This window comes from Bartonella sp. CM86QHHN (genome assembly GCF_042194695.1).
Taxonomy (GTDB): domain Bacteria; phylum Pseudomonadota; class Alphaproteobacteria; order Rhizobiales; family Rhizobiaceae; genus Bartonella.
This window is the reverse complement of record NZ_JBHIND010000052.1, coordinates 1-14,913: the sequence shown is the minus strand read 5'-3', so window position 1 is coordinate 14,913 and position 14,913 is coordinate 1. Positions and strand designations below refer to the sequence as shown.

Annotated in this window: 28 protein-coding genes; all 28 read right to left on the bottom strand. The window is 41.8% G+C overall.

Translation table 11 applies throughout. The features are described 5' to 3' along the window. Window positions 1-113 precede the first annotated feature (113 nt). On the bottom strand, window positions 114-542 hold the full coding sequence (gene rplQ / locus ACFIKX_RS04940) for a 50S ribosomal protein L17 (protein WP_375629010.1): 429 nt from the start codon (window positions 540-542) through the stop codon (window positions 114-116). A gap of 24 nt (window positions 543-566) precedes the next feature. After that, the gene (locus ACFIKX_RS04935) at window positions 567-1,580 is read right to left on the bottom strand and encodes a DNA-directed RNA polymerase subunit alpha (protein WP_375611485.1); all 1,014 of its coding nucleotides are present in this window, start codon (window positions 1,578-1,580) and stop codon (window positions 567-569) included. A 94-nt stretch (window positions 1,581-1,674) separates the two neighbouring features. Further along, complete coding sequence (gene rpsK / locus ACFIKX_RS04930) at window positions 1,675-2,064, bottom strand: 30S ribosomal protein S11 (protein ID WP_007347762.1); 390 nt, start codon at window positions 2,062-2,064, stop codon at window positions 1,675-1,677. Between the two features lie 114 nt (window positions 2,065-2,178). Continuing rightward, the gene (gene rpsM / locus ACFIKX_RS04925) at window positions 2,179-2,547 is read right to left on the bottom strand and encodes a 30S ribosomal protein S13 (RefSeq protein ID WP_026500557.1); all 369 of its coding nucleotides are present in this window, start codon (window positions 2,545-2,547) and stop codon (window positions 2,179-2,181) included. A 181-nt stretch (window positions 2,548-2,728) separates the two neighbouring features. After that, the gene (locus tag ACFIKX_RS04920) at window positions 2,729-3,307 is read right to left on the bottom strand and encodes an adenylate kinase (RefSeq protein WP_375613140.1); all 579 of its coding nucleotides are present in this window, start codon (window positions 3,305-3,307) and stop codon (window positions 2,729-2,731) included. Beyond that, complete coding sequence (gene secY / locus ACFIKX_RS04915; protein ID WP_375611483.1) at window positions 3,304-4,650, bottom strand: preprotein translocase subunit SecY; 1,347 nt, start codon at window positions 4,648-4,650, stop codon at window positions 3,304-3,306. The genes ACFIKX_RS04920 and secY overlap by 4 nt, the downstream gene beginning before the upstream one ends. Before the next feature lie 161 nt (window positions 4,651-4,811). Then, window positions 4,812-5,279, bottom strand: coding sequence for a 50S ribosomal protein L15 (gene rplO / locus ACFIKX_RS04910; protein ID WP_375613141.1), 468 nt, complete (start codon window positions 5,277-5,279; stop codon window positions 4,812-4,814). Window positions 5,280-5,299: 20 nt separating this feature from the next. Then, on the bottom strand, window positions 5,300-5,506 hold the full coding sequence (rpmD, locus tag ACFIKX_RS04905; RefSeq protein ID WP_375611481.1) for a 50S ribosomal protein L30: 207 nt from the start codon (window positions 5,504-5,506) through the stop codon (window positions 5,300-5,302). 31 nt (window positions 5,507-5,537) lie between these two features. Beyond that, window positions 5,538-6,086, bottom strand: coding sequence for a 30S ribosomal protein S5 (gene rpsE / locus ACFIKX_RS04900; protein ID WP_015856574.1), 549 nt, complete (start codon window positions 6,084-6,086; stop codon window positions 5,538-5,540). Window positions 6,087-6,197: 111 nt separating this feature from the next. Continuing rightward, entirely contained in the window at window positions 6,198-6,560 is a 363-nt protein-coding gene (rplR, locus tag ACFIKX_RS04895; RefSeq protein ID WP_273791414.1) for a 50S ribosomal protein L18, read from the bottom strand. A 12-nt stretch (window positions 6,561-6,572) separates the two neighbouring features. Continuing rightward, window positions 6,573-7,106: a 50S ribosomal protein L6 gene (gene rplF / locus ACFIKX_RS04890; protein ID WP_273791413.1), complete on the bottom strand. Its 534-nt coding sequence runs from the start codon at window positions 7,104-7,106 to the stop codon at window positions 6,573-6,575. A 39-nt stretch (window positions 7,107-7,145) separates the two neighbouring features. Further along, window positions 7,146-7,544, bottom strand: a complete 399-nt coding sequence (gene rpsH, locus ACFIKX_RS04885) for a 30S ribosomal protein S8 (protein WP_375629006.1) — start codon at window positions 7,542-7,544, stop codon at window positions 7,146-7,148. A gap of 14 nt (window positions 7,545-7,558) precedes the next feature. Then, window positions 7,559-7,864 carry a 30S ribosomal protein S14 gene (rpsN, locus tag ACFIKX_RS04880; RefSeq protein ID WP_273791412.1) on the bottom strand — a complete coding sequence of 102 codons (306 nt, stop codon included), beginning with the start codon at window positions 7,862-7,864 and terminating at the stop codon, window positions 7,559-7,561. A 24-nt stretch (window positions 7,865-7,888) separates the two neighbouring features. Continuing rightward, window positions 7,889-8,446: a 50S ribosomal protein L5 gene (gene rplE, locus ACFIKX_RS04875; protein WP_375661223.1), complete on the bottom strand. Its 558-nt coding sequence runs from the start codon at window positions 8,444-8,446 to the stop codon at window positions 7,889-7,891. Beyond that, the gene (gene rplX / locus ACFIKX_RS04870; protein WP_015856579.1) at window positions 8,439-8,753 is read right to left on the bottom strand and encodes a 50S ribosomal protein L24; all 315 of its coding nucleotides are present in this window, start codon (window positions 8,751-8,753) and stop codon (window positions 8,439-8,441) included. The genes rplE and rplX overlap by 8 nt, the downstream gene beginning before the upstream one ends. A gap of 12 nt (window positions 8,754-8,765) precedes the next feature. After that, a complete protein-coding gene (rplN, locus tag ACFIKX_RS04865; protein WP_004855715.1) occupies window positions 8,766-9,134 on the bottom strand; it encodes a 50S ribosomal protein L14 in 369 nt (122 codons plus the stop codon). Between the two features lie 144 nt (window positions 9,135-9,278). Continuing rightward, entirely contained in the window at window positions 9,279-9,518 is a 240-nt protein-coding gene (gene rpsQ / locus ACFIKX_RS04860; RefSeq protein WP_012231991.1) for a 30S ribosomal protein S17, read from the bottom strand. 11 nt (window positions 9,519-9,529) lie between these two features. Continuing rightward, complete coding sequence (gene rpmC / locus ACFIKX_RS04855) at window positions 9,530-9,730, bottom strand: 50S ribosomal protein L29 (protein WP_375606714.1); 201 nt, start codon at window positions 9,728-9,730, stop codon at window positions 9,530-9,532. A 14-nt stretch (window positions 9,731-9,744) separates the two neighbouring features. Then, the gene (rplP, locus tag ACFIKX_RS04850) at window positions 9,745-10,158 is read right to left on the bottom strand and encodes a 50S ribosomal protein L16 (RefSeq protein WP_375611475.1); all 414 of its coding nucleotides are present in this window, start codon (window positions 10,156-10,158) and stop codon (window positions 9,745-9,747) included. Window positions 10,159-10,194: 36 nt separating this feature from the next. Beyond that, window positions 10,195-10,905, bottom strand: a complete 711-nt coding sequence (gene rpsC / locus ACFIKX_RS04845; RefSeq protein ID WP_273791408.1) for a 30S ribosomal protein S3 — start codon at window positions 10,903-10,905, stop codon at window positions 10,195-10,197. Further along, window positions 10,905-11,294 carry a 50S ribosomal protein L22 gene (rplV, locus tag ACFIKX_RS04840; RefSeq protein WP_273791407.1) on the bottom strand — a complete coding sequence of 130 codons (390 nt, stop codon included), beginning with the start codon at window positions 11,292-11,294 and terminating at the stop codon, window positions 10,905-10,907. The genes rpsC and rplV overlap by 1 nt, the downstream gene beginning before the upstream one ends. 2 nt (window positions 11,295-11,296) lie before the next feature. Then, a complete protein-coding gene (rpsS, locus tag ACFIKX_RS04835; RefSeq protein WP_004855734.1) occupies window positions 11,297-11,575 on the bottom strand; it encodes a 30S ribosomal protein S19 in 279 nt (92 codons plus the stop codon). Window positions 11,576-11,590: 15 nt separating this feature from the next. Beyond that, complete coding sequence (rplB, locus tag ACFIKX_RS04830; RefSeq protein WP_375611474.1) at window positions 11,591-12,424, bottom strand: 50S ribosomal protein L2; 834 nt, start codon at window positions 12,422-12,424, stop codon at window positions 11,591-11,593. Between the two features lie 20 nt (window positions 12,425-12,444). Further along, entirely contained in the window at window positions 12,445-12,738 is a 294-nt protein-coding gene (locus tag ACFIKX_RS04825; RefSeq protein WP_273723987.1) for a 50S ribosomal protein L23, read from the bottom strand. After that, on the bottom strand, window positions 12,735-13,355 hold the full coding sequence (gene rplD / locus ACFIKX_RS04820; RefSeq protein ID WP_273791405.1) for a 50S ribosomal protein L4: 621 nt from the start codon (window positions 13,353-13,355) through the stop codon (window positions 12,735-12,737). The genes ACFIKX_RS04825 and rplD overlap by 4 nt, the downstream gene beginning before the upstream one ends. A 2-nt stretch (window positions 13,356-13,357) precedes the next feature. Continuing rightward, on the bottom strand, window positions 13,358-14,095 hold the full coding sequence (rplC, locus tag ACFIKX_RS04815) for a 50S ribosomal protein L3 (RefSeq protein WP_375629003.1): 738 nt from the start codon (window positions 14,093-14,095) through the stop codon (window positions 13,358-13,360). Between the two features lie 27 nt (window positions 14,096-14,122). Further along, window positions 14,123-14,431 carry a 30S ribosomal protein S10 gene (rpsJ, locus tag ACFIKX_RS04810; protein ID WP_005773267.1) on the bottom strand — a complete coding sequence of 103 codons (309 nt, stop codon included), beginning with the start codon at window positions 14,429-14,431 and terminating at the stop codon, window positions 14,123-14,125. 31 nt (window positions 14,432-14,462) lie between these two features. Then, window positions 14,463-14,913, bottom strand: a 451-nt coding sequence (locus tag ACFIKX_RS04805) for an EF-Tu/IF-2/RF-3 family GTPase (protein ID WP_375661222.1), incomplete at its 5' end; no start/stop codon positions are given.

Sequence of the window (14,913 nt, the reverse complement as noted above, 5' to 3'; positions counted from 1 at the left end):
ATTCTATAATTTTCTCTCTGCACCTATTTCTCAACTAAAACAAACTTAAAAATGCTCACAAAAAAACCGCCCAAGACAAGGCGGCCTTTAAAAATCCAACAGAATAAAAAACTCTACGAAGATGTTCCCTTTTCATTCTCAGAAGCTTCCATGCGAGCACGATCCCAAGCACCCTTCGCTTCAACATCACGATCAACAAATTCTATAACAGCCATGGGCGCATTATCACCGGTACGAAACCCCGCTTTCATAATACGCAAATACCCACCGTTGCGTGATGCATAACGTGGCGCAAGCGTATCAAATAATTTTGCAACCTTTCCTGCATCACGAAGTGCTGCAATAGCTTGCCGACGCGCATGCAAACCACCACGCTTACCAAGAGTAACGAGTTTTTCAACAATAGGACGAATTTCCTTAGCCTTTGGAAGTGTTGTCACAATCTGCTCATGCTCGATCAACGAAGTTGCCATATTTGCAAACATCGCTTTACGGTGACTGGCAGTACGGTTCAACTTGCGTCCTGACTTACTATGGCGCATAAGCCCTCTCCTTAAATTCTAATTTTAATATTGATCTTCATAACGTTTTGCAAGATCATCAATGTTTTCAGGCGGCCACGCAGGAATCTCCATCCCAAGATGTAAACCCATACACGCCAAAACTTCTTTAATCTCATTCAACGACTTGCGACCAAAGTTCGGTGTCCGAAGCATTTCAGATTCTGTTTTCTGAATCAGATCACCAATATAGACAATATTATCATTCTTAAGACAATTTGCCGAACGAACTGAAAGTTCTAATTCATCCACTTTTTTGAGAAGAGCAGGATTAAAAGAAAGCTCAGAATCAGCCTCTTCAACAGGCTCCTTCTGTGGCTCTTCAAAGTTAATAAATAACGATAATTGATCCTGAAGAATGCGTGCTGCAAAAGCAACAGCATCCTCACCATTAACAGCACCGTTTGTTTCAATCGTGAGCGTTAATTTATCATAATCGAGAACTTGACCTTCGCGTGTATTTTCTACTTTATAAGATACCTTACGGATAGGTGAATAAAGACTATCAATTGGAATAAGCCCTATACGTGCATCATCAACACAATTACGATCAGATGGAACATACCCCTTTCCTGTGTTGACAATAAATTCCATACGAATTTCAGCTTCTTCATCAAGAGTACAAATAACATGATCTGGATTTAGAATTTCCATATCCCCAACTGTACTGATATCTCCCGCTTTCACGACACCAGGCCCCTCTTTATAAACGACGACACGTTTAGGCCCTTCTTCTTCCATACGAAGCGCAATTTCTTTTATATTCAGAATAATATCCGTAACATCCTCACGCACACCTGGAATCGATGAAAATTCATGCAAGACACCGTCAATCTGCACAGCAGTAATAGCAGCACCACGAAGCGAAGATAACAAAACGCGACGAAGCGCATTTCCTAACGTTAAACCAAAACCACGCTCAAGAGGTTCAGCAATCACACTTATAATATTTGGATTATCATGTGCACATGATTCAACCTTATTGGGTTTAATAAGTTCCTGCCAGTTTTTCTGGATCATATTTTTATTCCCGTTCTTTAGTTCCGTTACCATTCAATCGTAACGACCAATGTGAACATCAGAGAAATCTCCGACAACAAAAAACAACACCCAATTAAACACGCCGCCTTTTCCGCGGACGACATCCATTATGAGGAATTGGTGTTACATCGCGAATAGAAGTAATGACAAAACCAACAGATTGCAATGCACGTAAAGCAGATTCACGCCCTGATCCAGGTCCACAAACTTCAACTTCCAAAGAACGCATACCATGCTCTTGCGCTTTTCTTGCACAATCCTCCGCAGCAACTTGAGCAGCAAAAGGTGTCGATTTACGCGCACCTTTAAACCCCTGAGCTCCCGCAGATGACCAAGCAATTGCATTACCCTGAGCATCAGTAATAGTAATCATTGTGTTATTAAATGTTGAATTAATATGCACAACACCCGATGAAATATTTTTACGTTCGCGACGACGAACACGTGTGGCTTCCTTGGCCATAATTTCCCTTTCAACGATCTCATCACTGCCGTAACATCAGCAGCTCCACCTTTTTTCCTTGTCAAACAAATCAAACAAGAAAAAGAATATATAAAAAACCTTCTACAAAGGCCCTTATTTCTTCTTACCGGCGATTGCCTTAGCCGGACCTTTACGTGTACGGGCATTCGTATGTGTACGCTGTCCTCGGACAGGCAAAGATCGGCGATGACGCAATCCCCGATAACAACCAAGATCCATCAAACGCTTAACATTCATAGCAACCTCACGACGAAGATCACCTTCAACTTGATACCCCTGATCTATTGCCTCACGAATCTGCAGCACCTCAGCATCTGAAAGCTCATGCACACGACGCCCCAAAGGAATGCCAACTCTTTCAATAATTTCTTGAGCAAATTTTGGTCCAATCCCGTGGATATATTGAAGCGCAATAATTACACGCTTATTTGTCGGGATATTGACGCCAGCAATACGAGCCACGCCTACTCTCCTTAGTTATTTTGACAAATTGTTATAAAACACCTGATATACTTTACAGAAAAAAATAGACTCAGAAAAAAAATTCTTCCGAATCCTATTATTTCACTAAAATAAATTAAATTCACTTTTGATAGATTTCATCTCAAAAGTCAACTCTTTTCATTTATTTCTAAAAAAAATCTCATGAAAGAAACCCTCTAATCATACGTGTCACTTCAGCAACACCAATCATTCCATCAATAACCTTCAACATTCCCCTCTCTGAATAAAATTTTGATAAGGGAGCTGTTTTTTCACGATATTCTACTAATCTTTTTGCAAAAGCAACAGGATTGTCATCTAAACGAACCTGTCCACCAGTCGCTATTGTTTCCTCAACACGCTTCTTCATACGTTCAATCAACACGTCTTCATCAACACACAATTCAATAACAGCATTAAGCCACATATTTTTTGAATCCAGTATCTGTTGCAACGCTTCTGCTTGCCCCACAGTTCGCGGATATCCATCCAAAACAAAACCGTTTACACAATCAGCTTCATCAATCCGATCTGATACGATTTGATTAACAATACTATCAGGTACCAAAGCACCAGAACTTATAATAGCTTTAGCTTTTTTACCAATCTCCGTTTCTTTGGCAATCACCTCACGCAACATATCCCCTGTTGATAAATGAGGAATGTTATATTCCTCAGTCAACATTTTTGCTTGCGTACCTTTTCCCGCTCCAGGAGGACCTAAAAGAATAACTCTCATCGATTCCTTCTACCTCCACGAAGTTTTGATTTTTTTATCAACCCTTCATATTGGTGGGCAACAAGATGCCCCTGAATTTGAGCAACCGTATCAAGTGTAACAGTAACAACAATCAACAAGGATGTTCCCCCAAGATAAAAAGGAACCTGTAATGCAGATATCATAAATTCAGGTAACAAACAAACCAAGATAATATAAATAGCGCCCACAACAGTAATACGCGTCAAAACGTAATCAATATATTCGGCTGTACGCTCACCTGGACGAATCCCTGGAATAAAACCAGAATGTTTTTTCAACTGATCTGCAGTATCACTTGGATTAAACACAATAGCTGTATAAAAAAAGCAAAAAAACGCCATTAAAAATGCATAAACAATCATATAAAGTGGCTGTCCATGACCAAGAGCATAAGAAATCTCCTGAACCCATTGTGGCATTTTATCAGAAAAATTATTAATAGTGGCAGGTAATAATAATAAAGATGAAGCAAAAATAGGTGGAATAACACCAGCAGTATTCAACTTTAAAGGAAGATGCGACATATCTCCTTGAAACATTTGATTACCGACCTGACGTTTCGGGTATTGGATAAGAATTCGCCGTTGCGCACGCTCTATAAAAACAATAAGCCCAATAACCAAAACAGCAATAAGAACGATTCCTATTAAAAGAAAAGTTGATAAATCAGCCTGACTATGAGCTGTCAAAAGCTGAGCAAAAGTAGAAGGAAAGTTGGCTACAATCCCTGTAAAAATGATAAGAGAAACCCCATTACCAATACCACGTGACGTAATTTGCTCGCCAAGCCACATAAGAAACATCGTTCCGCCAACAAGCGTAATAACAGAAGAAATACGAAACATAAGACCTGGTTCTAAAACAATTTGAAGCCCCGACCCTATACCGCTTTCAAGCGCAACCGCAATACCAAAAGCTTGTAGAATTGCCAATACGACTGTTACATAACGCGTATATTGATTGATAATCTTACGACCTAAATCCCCTTCTTTTTTAAGAGTTTCCAAAGAAGGAATAATAGATGTTAACAATTGCACAATAATAGATGCCGATATATAAGGCATGATACCCAGCGCAAAAATAGCCATACGCCCAACGGCACCTCCAGCAAACATATTAAAGAGTCCTAATACACCCGACGCGTGATGTTCAAATGTTTGCCGCAAAGCATCGATATTGATGCCTGGAAGAGAGATGTAAGTGCCAAAACGATATACAAGAAGCGCCAACAGAGTAAACCAGATGCGTTTCTTTAATTCAGTTGCACGCGAAAAGGTGCCGAAATTTATATTGGAAGCAAATTGCTCTGCTGCTGATGCCATAAAACGTCTCCACTTTACACTCCAGTTCTTCAAATCACAGAAGTATAATCCTAAAATTCATATATGCATACACAAACAAATGCAGAACTTAAACAATTCTCCACAAAAGATCCCACAAAACAGATATTATTCTTCTTTAGGTCTCTATTCATATCAAAAAATTATCGAGCAATATCAGGAAGAATAACCTGGCCACCCACTTTTTCAATCTTAACACGAGCAGCTTGTGAAGCACCAGAAACATGAAAGGTAATCTTAGCCTTCAAATCACCATCAGAAAGAAGACGAACCCCATCTTTTTCACGACGAATAATACCAGCCTCTTTCAAAGAAACCATATCAACAGGCTTTTCAATATTCAACTTACCTGCATCAACTGCCAACTGAATACGTCCCAGTGAAACTTCATTGTAGGTTTTAGCAAAGAAATTCCTAAATCCACGTTTTGGCAAACGACGATAGATAGGCATTTGCCCACCTTCAAAACCATTAAGGGAAACACCAGAACGTGACTTTTGCCCTTTTACACCACGTCCACCAGTCTTACCCGTACCGGAACCAATACCACGCCCAACACGCTTACGATTTTTTGTTGCGCCTTCGCAATCACGCAGTTCATTGAGTTTCATATCTAATACTCCCGCAACCCTTAACCTTCATCTATAACGCGAACAAGATGCCGAACCCGAGCAATCATACCCCGCACACAAAGTGTATCATCTAAAACGCGCCGACGACGCATTTTATTTAGTCCAAGCCCCTTTAAGGTTGCACGCTGAATCTGTGAGTTTCGAATAGGGCTTCCAATTTGTTCCACCGTCACAGTTTTACCACTCTGAGATTTTTTCTGAACCATTTCCTAATTCCTTTTCTGATAATCTCAGAAACTACCCTTCTAGGTCGACTAAATGGCGACGACGCGCCTGCAAAGTCGAATACTTTATACCACGTTGAGCAGCAATATCTCTAGGATGCATTTGATGTTTCAATGCATCAAATGTTGCACGAACCATGTTATAAGGATTCGACGACCCTAGTGATTTTGCAACGACATCCTGCATACCAAGAGCTTCAAAAATAGCACGCATCGGTCCCCCAGCAATAATACCAGTACCAGCAGAAGCCGAACGTAGCAAAACACGCCCAGCTCCGTGACGACCTTCAAGATCATGATGCAATGTACGCCCAGACCGAAGCGGAACATAAATCATCCCACGTTTCGCAGATTCCGTTGCTTTACGAACGGCTTCTGGAACTTCACGGGCTTTACCATGTCCAAAACCCACACGCCCTTTTTGATCTCCAACGACAACAAGAGCAGCAAAACCAAAACGCCGACCACCCTTTACAACTTTAGCAACACGATTGATATGAACGAGCCTATCGACAAATTCATTATCGCGTTCTTCTCTCTCACCACGTTCTTTTTGTGCCATTCCTCATTCCTTTTTCTTTTCCGGAAGCACGATAACAAAGTCCCTCATCAAACTGGAAGAACTTAAACGAAATACTCTAAACTCTCCTTACTCATTCATAAATAAGAAATTTTAGAAATTCAAACCACCTTCACGAGCAGCTTCAGCTAAAGCTTTGACGCGACCATGGTACACATACGCTCCACGATCAAAAACCACCTCATTAACACCCGCTTTCTTCGCACGCTCAGCAATTAACTTACCAACAGCAAAGGCCGCCTTTTTATCAGCACCACTCTTTAACGATTTTTTCAAATCACTTTCAAGAGTAGAGGCTGAAACAAGTGTACATCCCCGCAAATCATCGATAACTTGAGCATAAATGTTCTGATTTGAACGATAAACACTAAGCCGAGGACGATCATGAGAAACCATTTTAATTCTACGACGAACACGCCTTGCACGACGTTGGATAATGTCCTTAGATGAAACCATAATACAAAATCCTTATTTCTTTTTACCTTCTTTACGGAAGATACGTTCATCTGCATGCTTAACACCTTTACCTTTATAAGGCTCAGGCCTACGATACTCACGAATCTCCGCTGCAACTTGTCCAACTTGCTGTTTATCAATTCCAGAAACAACAATTTCCGTTGGCTTAGGAACAGTCACAGTAACACCCGACGGAACTTTATAAACCACATCATGCGAAAAGCCCAGAGATAGTTGAACATCCTTACCCTGCAAAGCAGCACGATAACCAACCCCATTAATCTCCAACCTCTTTTCAAAACCATCTTTCACACCACAAAAAATGTTCTCAATCATTGAGCGCGACATACCCCATTTAGAACGCGCATCTTTTGACTGATCCCGCGGCATAACTGATATGATATTTTCCTCAAGTTTGACTAAGACTTCATCATTGACGACGTAACTCAGCTCACCTTTTGGACCTTTTGCCTTAACCAGCTGACCTTCAACAGTAGCAGTAACTCCAGAAGGAATTGAAATGGGTTTCTTTCCAATACGAGACATTGTTCTAACCTACTTTTTCTTCCGTTTTCTTGACATAACTTAGAAAACACGACAAAGGAGTTCTCCACCAACATTCTGTTCACGCGCCTTATGATCTGCCATGACACCTTTAGGAGTCGATAAAATCGAAATACCAAGGCCATTTGCCACCTGAGGAAGTGACTTAGCAGAAACATACACACGACGCCCTGGCTTTGATACACGTGAAATCTCACGAATAGCAGCCAGCCCTTCAAAATACTTCAATTCGATTTCAATCTCAGCTTTCCCATCACCTAAATCAATTTGATTATATCCGCGAATATAACCTTCCGACTGAAGAACATCAAGAACGTGCGCACGAAGCTTCGAAGCTGGAGTAACTACTTTACCTTTTTTACGACCAAGTGCATTACGAATACGTGTTAGCATATCACCAAGAGGATCTGACATAGACATTAAATAATCTCCTCTTACCAACTAGACTTTACAATACCAGGAATATAGCCAATAGAGCCAAGCTCACGCAACGCAATTCGCGACATTTTTAATTTACGATAATAAGCCCGCGGACGACCTGAAACCTCACAGCGATTACGAATACGAACTTTCGAAGAATTACGCGGCAACTCTGCCAGCTGAACAGAAGCTTTAAAACGTTCTTCAAGAGAAACCTTCTGATCCATAACTATTGCTTTCAAACGTGCACGACGGGCAGCATAGCGCTTTACCATCACCTCACGACGCTTATTTTTTTCAACGGCACTTACTTTGGCCATAATTTCACCTCACTACGTTTGCCGTTACGAACGAAAAGGAAAATTAAAAGCACGCAATAACTCACGAGCTTCATCATCCGTTTTTGCTGTCGTACAAACGATAATATCCATACCCCAAATTTGATCAACTTTATCATAGTTGATTTCTGGAAACACAATGTGTTCTTTAATACCCATAGCAAAATTGCCACGACCATCAAAACTCTTTGAATTTAAACCACGAAAGTCACGAACCCGCGGAAGAGCAATCGTCACAAGACGATCTAAAAACTCAAACATACGATCTTTACGCAATGTAACTTTAGCCCCAAGAGGCATTCCTTCACGAACCTTAAAGGTCGCAATAGAATTACGCGCACGCGTAACAACAGCCTTCTGACCCGTTATTAGCCCTAAATCCTCAGCGGCAAGGGAAGGCTTCTTCGAATCAGCAGTTGCTTCACCTATCCCCATATTTATTACAACTTTATCAATCCGCGGAATTTGCATCGCATTTCTGTAATTAAACTTCTCTTGAAGCACTTTACGAATCACTTCAAAATAATGCGCTTTCATACGCGGTATTTGTCTTTCCTCAGCCATTAATCAACTCTCCCGAACGCTTGGCAAAACGAACTTTATTACCATCTGCATTCATACGAAAGCCTACACGTGTAGGCTTACCATCTTTAGGATCAGCAATCGCCAAATTAGACAGATGAATCGGAGCTTCTTTAGAAATAATTCCAGCTTCTTGCTTCTGCGTTTGACGTTGATGACGTTTAATCATATTAATCCCACGAACAAAAGCCTTATTCTCTTTTGGACTAACCTTAATTACTTCACCACTACATCCTTTATCCTTACCGGACAAAACAACAACTTTATCACCTTTTCGAATCTTCTGCATAACATTTACTCCTTACAGAACTTCAGGAGCAAGCGAGATGATCTTCATATGATTCCTACCACGCAATTCACGGGGAACAGGTCCAAAGATACGAGTACCGATCGGCTCTTTTTTATTATCTACTAAAACCGCAGCATTACTATCAAAACGAATGACACTACCATCTGCGCGACGAATATCCTTAGCAGTACGAACCACAACAGCTTTCATAACATCACCTTTTTTAACACGGCCACGAGGAATTGCATCCTTAACCGAAACAACAATAATGTCACCGACCGAAGCATATTTCCGCTTTGAACCGCCTAACACTTTGATGCACATGACACGACGCGCTCCAGAATTATCAGCAACGTCGAGGTTTGTTTGCATCTGAATCATGACTGGCCACCTTCTCTTAACACATATATCCGATTGAATCTTTTACACACTCGGATTTGCCTGCCAAATAACGATAAAGTTATCGCCTTCAAATTTATCAATGATAACCACACTGTTAAATTCTAAAACAATAAGCTTAACTCATTACGCTACATTGTCTTTTACAACAATCCAACATTTATCTTTCGAAATTGGTCTAGATTCCTGAATAGAAACTTGATCCCCAATCTTGAATTGGTTGTTTTCGTCATGCGCTTTATAATTTTTAGACTGCCGAACAGTCTTCTTAAGAAGCGGATGAGAATAACGGCGTTCAACTTTGACAACAACAGTCTTATCACTTTTGTCGCTAATAACAACACCCTGCAAAACGCGTTTAGGCATCTCTTATTTCCTTAAACCTTACTTTCACTTATCTTTTGACGAAGAAAAGTTTTAATACGCGCAATATCACGACGAACTTGTCTAACGCGCGCAGTCTTTTCTAATTGACCTGTTGCTTTTTGAAAACGCAAATTAAATTGCTCTTTCTTTAACTTAGCCAATTCATCTTTCATTTGGTCGAGCGTTTGCGCCCGTAATTCTGTGGCTCTCATCGCTTATAACCTCATTATTCAGCAATACGCTGGATGAAACGCGTTTTTATAGGCAACTTTGCAGCACCCAATCTTAGTGCTTCACGTGCAACATCCTCCGGAACTCCATCAAGCTCAAACATGACGCGCCCAGGAGCAACACGTGCAGCCCAATAATCAACACTTCCCTTACCTTTACCCATACGAACTTCAGTCGGTTTAGATGTAACCGGAAGATCTGGAAAAATGCGAATCCACACACGACCAGAACGCTTCATATAACGTGTAATCGCACGACGCGCCGCTTCAATTTGACGAGCAGTAACCCGCTCCGGCTCAACAGCCTTCAAACCGTAGGCACCGAAATTCAAATCCGTACCACCCTTCGCAAAACCGTGAATACGGCCTTTGAACTGTTTACGGAACTTTGTGCGCTTTGGCTGCAACATTGTTCTCTACTCCAAATTTTAGTTCAATCTCAAAAACTAAGCATTTTCGCGGCGACGATTCGATGAAGAACCAGATTGATCAGCTTCCGTAGCACGACGTTCTGAAGCCATCGGATCATGCTCAAGAATCTCACCCTTAAAGACCCAAACTTTAATACCACAAATACCATAAGCGGTCTTAGCTTCTGCTGTACCGTAATCAACATCAGAACGCAAGGTATGAAGTGGAACACGACCTTCACGATACCATTCCATACGAGCAATTTCAGCACCACCAAGACGGCCAGAACAATTGATACGAATACCTTCCGCACCAAGACGCATAGCAGACTGAACAGCACGCTTCATTGCACGACGAAAAGCAACACGACGCTCTAACTGTTGAGCAATTGATTGCGCAATAATTGTCGCATCAATCTCCGGTTTACGAATCTCCACAATATTCAATGAAGTTTCAGCATCCGTCATTTCTGAGAGTTTACGACGAAGCTTTTCGATATCAGCACCCTTTTTACCAATAATCAAACCAGGACGTGCAGAATGAATTGTAATACGACACTTTTTATGAGGACGCTCAATAACAACCTTAGAAATAGCCGCCTGTTTAAGTTCCTCAAGCACATATGAACGAATTTTCAAATCTTCGTGAAGAAGGCGCCCATATTCACCACTATCAGCATACCAACGAGAGTCCCAAGTCCGATTAACACCAAGACGAAGTCCTATTGGATTGATCTTCTGCCCCATTACGCGGCCTCCACTTTTTCGGTAACTTCACGAACAATAACAGTAAGATGCGAAAATGGACGTTCAATTCTACTAGCACGCCCTCGACCACGAACATGAAAGCGCTTCATCACTATCGACTTACCAACATAAGCTTCCGCCACAACAAGCGAATCAATATCAAGATCGTGGTTATTTTCTGCATTTGCAATTGCTGATTCAAGCGTTTTTTTCACAGTAGCAGCAATTCGCTTGCGTGAAAACATCAAATCAGCGAGCGCTACATTAACTCTTTTACCACGAATCATTGCAGCAACTAAATTAAGCTTTTGCGGACTAACACGAATTGTCCGCGTGACAGCTCTTGCTTCATTATCTTTAAGCTGGCGCGAAACTTTAGCTTTTCCCATTCCTACTTCCTCTTCGCTTTCTTATCGGCACCATGACCATAATAAGTCCGGGTAGGAGCGAACTCACCAAACTTATGCCCAACCATCTCTTCAGAAACAGAAACAGGAATATGCTTATTACCGTTGTAAACACCAAAAGTTAAACCAACAAATTGCGGTAAAATAGTAGAGCGACGACTCCATATTTTTATAACTTCGTTGCGCCCACTTGCACGTACCTTCTCTGCTTTACCAAGAAGATAGCCGTCAACAAACGGACCTTTCCACACTGAACGAACCACCTCAGACTACCTTTCTCATTTCTTGCGTTGATGACGCGTACGCATAATAAATTTATCAGTGGCTTTATTGGAGCGCGTACGCTTACCTTTCGTAGGTTTACCCCAGGGAGAAACTGGATGGCGCCCCCCCGATGTACGACCTTCACCACCACCGTGTGGATGATCAACGGGGTTCATAGCAACACCACGAACATGTGGACGTTTACCACGCCAACGTGACCGCCCCGCCTTACCATCATTAATATTCCCATGATCAGGATTTGAAACAGCGCCAACAGTTGCAAAACAGCTACTCGGAACCAAACGCTGCTCACCAGAATTTAAACGAAGAATAGCCATACCATGATCTCGTCCAACCAACTGCGCATAAGCACCTGCTGAACGTGCAATCTGTCCGCCTTTCCCTGGCTTCATCTCAACATTATGAATAATTGTACCTACAGGCATATTAGCAAGAGGCATAGCATTACCTGGTTTAACATCCACATTTAAACCAGCCATAACAGAATCACCAACACCAAGACGCTGTGGTGCAAGAATATAACTCAATTGCCCATCCTCATAGCGGATTAAAGCAATAAAAGCGGTACGATTAGGATCGTATTCTAAACGCTCAACCTTTGCTGAAACATCACGTTTAAGACGCTTAAAGTCGACAAACCGATAACTACGTTTATGTCCACCACCCTGAAAACGAGCAGTAACACGACCGCGATTATTACGTCCACCCTTTGAAGACAAACCTTCAGTTAACATCTTTACAGGTTTTCCCTTATAAAGACAAGAACGTTCCACAATAACAAGCTGACGCTGCCCAGGTGTCGTTGGATTAAACTGCTTAAGTGCCATTATTCCTATCTCCGAGCCTCTTAAAGACCTGTCGAAACGTCGATAGTCTGACCACTGGCCAGAGTTACGATCGCTTTTTTGACATCACTCTGCCGACCAACTATACCTTTGAAACGCTTCACTTTACCCTTACGGACTATCGTGTTAACTGCTTTAACTTTTACGCTAAAAAGCGCTTCAATAGCAGCCTTAATCTCAGGCTTCGTCGCTTTCGGCGCGACATTAAAAGCAACTTGATTATATTCAGAAATCATAGTCGCCTTTTCAGTAATAACTGGACTAATAATTATATCATAATGGCGAAGATCTGTCATTTAAAACGCTCCTCAAGAGCCTCAACAGCTGCTTTTGATAAAACAAGTTTGCTGCGACGCAAAATATCATAGACATTAATTCCCTGAATAGGCAAAATGTCAATATTAGGGATATTAGAGGCTGCACGAAAAAAGTTAATATCAATCTCTTTACCACCAATCAAGAGAGCGTTATTAAATCCAAGCTTAGAAAAATGAGAAACAAGCATTTTCGTTTTAGCATCCTTAACAGTCAACTCATCCACAATAATTAAATCTTTTGCTTTTAATTTTGCAGATAAAGCAAGACGTAACCCAAGAGCACGAATCTTTTTAGGAAGATCATGCGCATGGCTACGAACCACCGGTCCATGTGCCTTACCCCCACCCCTAAACTGCGGTGCACGTGCAGATGAATGTCGAGCACGCCCAGTTCCTTTCTGTTTAAACATTTTTGCCCCTGTTCGCGACACATCAGAACGACCTTGGGATTGATGACTTCCCTGCTGACGACGTGCAAGCTGCCAACGAACAACACGTTGCAAAATATCCTCACGCGGAACAAGATCAAAAATAGCTTCAGAAACCTTTAATTTGCCAGCTTCATTACCATCAAGAGTTTTAATTACAAGATCCATTATTAGGCTCCCTCAACCTCAGAGGTTTCCGTCACCGGAGTAACCATTTCCGCTTTCTCCTTCACAAGACGGCGAATACCAGCAGGTTTTGGAGCATTCTCAGGAAGACGCTTCTTCACAGCATCCCGTATCAAAATCCAAGAACCTTTAGAACCAGAAACAGCACCACGCACTAAAATTAAACCACGCTCACTATCAGTGGAAATAACTTCAATATTCTGTGTTGTTACACGCACTTGCCCCATATGGCCAGCCATTTTTTTACCTTTAAAAACTTTACCAGGATCTTGGCACTGCCCTGTAGAACCATGAGCACGATGTGTAATCGAATTACCATGAGAAGCACGATGCCCACCAAAGTTATGTCGTTTCATAACACCAGCAAACCCCTTACCAATACTGGTACCAGTCACATCAACTCTTTGTCCTGGAACAAAATGTTCCACTGTAATCTCAGTACCAACATCAAGAAGATTGTCGGGACTCACACGAAACTCTGCTATTTTAGCTTTAGGCTCAACAGAAGCCTTAGCAAAATGTCCACGAAGAGCTTGTGAAGTATTCTTAACCTTAGCAAAGCCTACACCTAATTGAACAGCAGTATAACCATTCTTTTCAACTGTACGCTGAGCAACGACTTGACAATTCTCCAAACGAAGTACCGTCACCGGCACATGCTCACCAGCATCATTATAAATACGGGTCATGCCCAGCTTCTGTGCTATTACACCTGAACGCATCGGGTCTGTTCCTTCTGTCCTCAAACCTCAGAGCTTAATTTCTACATCCACACCAGCAGAAAGATCGAGCTTCATAAGCGCATCCACTGTTTGCGGCGTTGGATCAACAATGTCAAGAAGACGCTTATGTGTTCGCATCTCAAACTGCTCACGACTTTTCTTATCGATATGCGGTCCACGATTGACCGTAAACTTCTCAATCCGCGTCGGAAGCGGAATGGGACCACGGACATTTGCACCGGTACGTTTAGCAGTCGATACGATCTCACGCGTCGACGTATCAAGAATTCTATGATCAAACGCTTTCAAGCGAATGCGAATATTCTGACTGTTCATGCTCTTTATTTCCCTGTTATACAAAGTGCCTTCAATAATCAAAGCACTCNGTACGACCACCTTCACGAATAGCAAAACGAAGTTTCTCTTCCATCGCTATCGGAACGATCAACGAAACATCCATCGCAACATTGTCACCTGGCATAACCATTTCCGTTCCTTCTGGAAGCGTAACAATACCTGTAACATCCGTCGTACGGAAGTAAAACTGAGGGCGATAATTCGTGAAAAATGGTGTATGACGTCCACCTTCATCTTTTGTCAAAATGTAAGCTTCTGCTTTAAAACGTGTATGAGGCGTAACGGATCCTGGCTTCGCCAATACTTGACCACGCTCAATCCCTTCACGGTCAACACCACGTAGCAGAGCCCCTATATTATCACCCGCTTGACCTTGATCTAAAAGCTTGCGGAACATTTCAACGCCTGTAACCGTCGTCTTAGACGTTGGACGAATACCGATAATCTCGATTTCCTCTCCA